The sequence below is a fragment of the Nitrosomonas halophila genome (genome assembly GCF_900107165.1).
GTDB classification, from domain to species: domain Bacteria; phylum Pseudomonadota; class Gammaproteobacteria; order Burkholderiales; family Nitrosomonadaceae; genus Nitrosomonas; species Nitrosomonas halophila.
The window spans coordinates 1-3,709 of sequence record NZ_FNOY01000118.1 but is presented as its reverse complement, the minus strand read 5'-3'; the positions used below and the strand labels follow the sequence as shown (position 1 = coordinate 3,709).

General features: G+C 41.1%; 5 protein-coding genes. All 5 read left to right on the top strand.

Going from position 1 to position 3,709, the window contains the following annotated elements; translation table 11 throughout:
• A partial coding sequence (locus BLV85_RS15545) for a hypothetical protein (protein ID WP_218132862.1) occupies positions 1 to 201 on the top strand: 201 nt, incomplete at its 5' end.
• Between the two features lie 57 nt (positions 202 to 258).
• Positions 259 to 693: a hypothetical protein gene (locus BLV85_RS14355; protein WP_090415905.1), complete on the top strand. Its 435-nt coding sequence runs from the start codon at positions 259 to 261 to the stop codon at positions 691 to 693.
• A gap of 937 nt (positions 694 to 1,630) precedes the next feature.
• Entirely contained in the window at positions 1,631 to 2,404 is a 774-nt protein-coding gene (locus tag BLV85_RS14340; RefSeq protein ID WP_090415902.1) for a reverse transcriptase domain-containing protein, read from the top strand.
• A gap of 592 nt (positions 2,405 to 2,996) precedes the next feature.
• Positions 2,997 to 3,293 carry an IS66 family insertion sequence element accessory protein TnpA gene (gene tnpA, locus BLV85_RS14335; RefSeq protein ID WP_090415901.1) on the top strand — a complete coding sequence of 99 codons (297 nt, stop codon included), beginning with the start codon at positions 2,997 to 2,999 and terminating at the stop codon, positions 3,291 to 3,293.
• Complete coding sequence (gene tnpB / locus BLV85_RS14330) at positions 3,281 to 3,649, top strand: IS66 family insertion sequence element accessory protein TnpB (protein ID WP_090415900.1); 369 nt, start codon at positions 3,281 to 3,283, stop codon at positions 3,647 to 3,649. Before tnpA ends, tnpB begins: the two co-directional genes overlap by 13 nt.
• Positions 3,650 to 3,709 lie beyond the last annotated feature (60 nt).

The following is a 3,709-nucleotide window of genomic DNA, read 5'->3' as shown; positions in this document are numbered from 1 at the left end:
CATCTTCCTGGTCATGAACCTGCTTGTACTGGTGCGGGTTTTTATTCGCCTGAAGAAATTTATTGCCAAAATGGCAATATGGGCGACAAAAAACTACATGCCCGGAAAAATTCCGTTTACCCATTCCTGTCAATTGACCTCAAAGCGGAATTTTTACCTGGCTGCGCAGAAGTGGGCGCTGGATTTCTGAGTAAGCTCTAAAGTATTCAGGTAACGCTATTGTTTCCAAACAAGGGTCACGTAGTAGAGGATTTTAATATGCTAAATAAATGTACGAGACAAATAGTATTCTTGTTATTAATTACTTTATCATCAGTAACATTTGCTGATGATGCGGAAGATTTGAAATTTATCGATGGAATCTGGCAACTTGTCGGTTATGAATATTTAGAACCCGAAGTAAATAGCGATAAATTCTTTTCATTGCATTACGATGGTAATGCAATGGTTTTAGTTAACTTCTCATATTTACAGGTCCACGGCAATCCTCTTGCAGCTACCTTTATGGGACGAGGAAAGACGAGAGAGTTTCTATTAGAGGCATTGGATTATGCTCCGATAATTCCTTCCTTTGATACTAAGCATACTCTGCATGTGACTTTTACTTCTGACACAGAAGCAATCGTCAATCCAATATTTGATTCGCCAATAATTCAAGGTGCTAGGTATACGATAAGAAAAATCTTCAAATAAAGGGAAATAATTGAAGCACGGGCTTTCCAGCTTCTACAACCAAACCAGATTGTCCTGCAGCTATATAGGCCAAATTCTCGCTTGTTGAAATATCAAAATCAGGCTCTTCAGGATGATCGGTCCAATAGCTGGCTTCTCATTGCATTGGTGAATCGCCCAATTTTTATGGGTGATGCTGTTATTTCAACATCGCGCATCCTTTCCAGAAATCTGGTGCTACCGCTTGTGGCCTTGCTTTATCCATTTCGATCATCACGTATTGCATAAATGGCCAGTTTAGAATTTATTTGCTCAGACTTATTTCTCGGTGGGAATATGCAAGCTTTTAGACTCTCAAAAACACAATGTATCCACTTGATTAGTTACATGATTTTTTAAGTTGTTCAAGGAACTAGAACTAGTTGCACGACAAGCTTTTCAGTGCGCTTAGCAAGATGATATATAAACACGTTCATTTACTGGCAGGGGCGCTACAGTGGATGCTCGGGTCTTCGCCGTCGCGGCATTCCACTTTACCGCATATCTTGCCGCTTCGTGTTTCTTTCAAACGCATTGCGCGCCGAAGGCCGATTACTACGCTCATTTCATATTGGAAGAGACTATTACTATACAAAAAAACTGATCAGATATACAATTTTGACTATCCGGCGATAGGCAGGCAGCAATGTCTGCTTACCCTTATCAGTGTCACTATGTGATTTACTTGAGACGTACTTGAATAATACTATCATTACGCTTACTTGTTGGTTTTATAGCCATGCGCGCGGCGCTAAGTTCGCCGGATATTTTGATAAGGAAATAATTATGAAAAAAAATAATTATCGCTTAGTTCAGAAGATTCTGAATTTGCTGATTCTAATTGCTCAATCAGAATTAGTGAAAAATATAACGGAACTTCTGAGCATGGCATTTAACTATCATTCTTACTTACCTCGCTATGCGTCCGCATGAAAGATGGAATTCCAAGTTCCAAATTAAAAAGGGTGCGTGGGTCTTTATTCCTACAAAAGAAACAATTGACAATGGCCTCCAGATAAAAAAGCTTATAGAAAAACATTGGTCTTTTCCTAAATACTATTTTCATCTGATAAAGGGTGGACATGTTCGAGCACTACATGAGCATAAAAAACATAAGTTTTTTATTCATCTGGATATCAAAAACTTTTTTGGGCAGATAAATCGAAGCAGGGTTACTCGGAGCTTGAAAGAGTACGTTTCTTATGAAAAAGCTAGAGAGATTGCTGTTGAGTCGACGGTACGCTTGCCTGAATCAACAGAGGTCAAATATATTCTGCCTTTTGGTTTTGTTCAATCTCCAATTATTGCGTCAATATGTCTAAGCAAGAGCGCACTGGGTCGGCACCTAACTAGTCTAAAGCAACAGAACGAATACGCAGTAAGCATATATATGGATGACATACTGGTATCTGCTAATAATTCAGAGAAATTAATGATGGAAATAATGAGAATTAAAGCTGCATCTGAAAAATCTAAGCTACTTTTGAATGCTGCAAAACAAGTGGGACCCGACACTCGTATCAAAGCATTTAACATAGAAATATCTCAAGATTTGTTGCAAATCACGCCTAGCAAGCTTCAGGAATTAGCAAACACATACGCAACTTCAGAAAATGATCATCAACGCGCTGGAATTTTCAACTATGTATTATCAGTAAATCCTAGCCAGGTTGAAGCTTTCTTGCAAAGCTAAACTTATCAAAAATAAAAAGGATCAACCCACTTATTTAGGTAAAAGTCCGCAACGGCTTGCTATAACTCTTCACACTGTTTTACTCTGCCCAATATACTTAGTCGATCCTGAAAAAGTGGTTCCAAAACGACAAAACAAACCATTCAGAAACAGGATGCAATATTTTTTCCGAATATCTGGGCTAGAAGAGCCTAATCTGGCCAATCAATGAGGATATTTTGCTCTTTTCTCCTTCAAAAATAAGCCAATAATCATTGCTTCAAATTCCAGGCACATGCGCCATCAGGGAATTGATACTATCCCCAATGCCCATTCTGAAATAAATTTCAGGGGAACAGATTTTAGACCCAATCCTGACTAGATTTCACACCTTATAAAAGTGAACTTGTGTCTTGGTCCCTCCCAGGGATCATTTGATGTGCGCAAATGCACTAGAAATTAAAAATCGAGAAATAACGTTATTGATTCACCTAAGCCCGCTTACAAGGAATATACCGTAAAATGGGATTGAAGTACGGTAAGCGTCCATCCCCACCATCTAAAAATCAAAAATCATTTCAGTTATCTTCAGCTATTTCCAGGAGGATAACTGATGACATCACCGGAACAACGGGTATTTCATATCAAAGCGTGGCAGGCCAGTGGTTTGTCACAAGCGGCATATTGCCGTGAGAATGGATTGAATGCCAAGACATTTGGCAACTGGATGCGGACTTACCGGAATACGCACAAGCGCCATCAACCGGCTTCGCTGATACCGGTGACGATCAAAGCCCGCGTATCGGGGGCAGGTTCCTTGAAGCTCTGTTGTTCGGGGCAGCACGTATTGGAACTACCGGCAGAGATATCGCCGCAATGGCTGGGAGAATTGTTGAAATGTCTCAATTGATTACCCATACTGGGCAAATCTGGATGGTGGTTGAGCCGGTGGATATGCGCCGGGGCATTGATGGTTTATCGCTGCTGGTACAGCAGACACTGGGTCACTCTCCTTGTGCGGGCTCGGCTTTTGTATTTTGCAATCGTGCCTGTAATCGAATCAAGGTATTACTGTGGGATGGCACTGGCGTATGGCTATGTCATCGCCGCTTGCATCAGGGCCGCTTCAAATGGCCGAAATGGGGAGATCAATGCTTTGAATTGACGCCATCACAGTGGGAATGGCTGATAGCGGGTGTGGACTGGCAACGTTTGTCAGCATTGCCGCCCGTGTTCTGGTCAAGTCCAACCGGACACTTTTTTTAGAGAATTTTCATAGTTAATTGGTGACTGATCACCATTCGCCGTATGCAGCCTCTCCAGGTT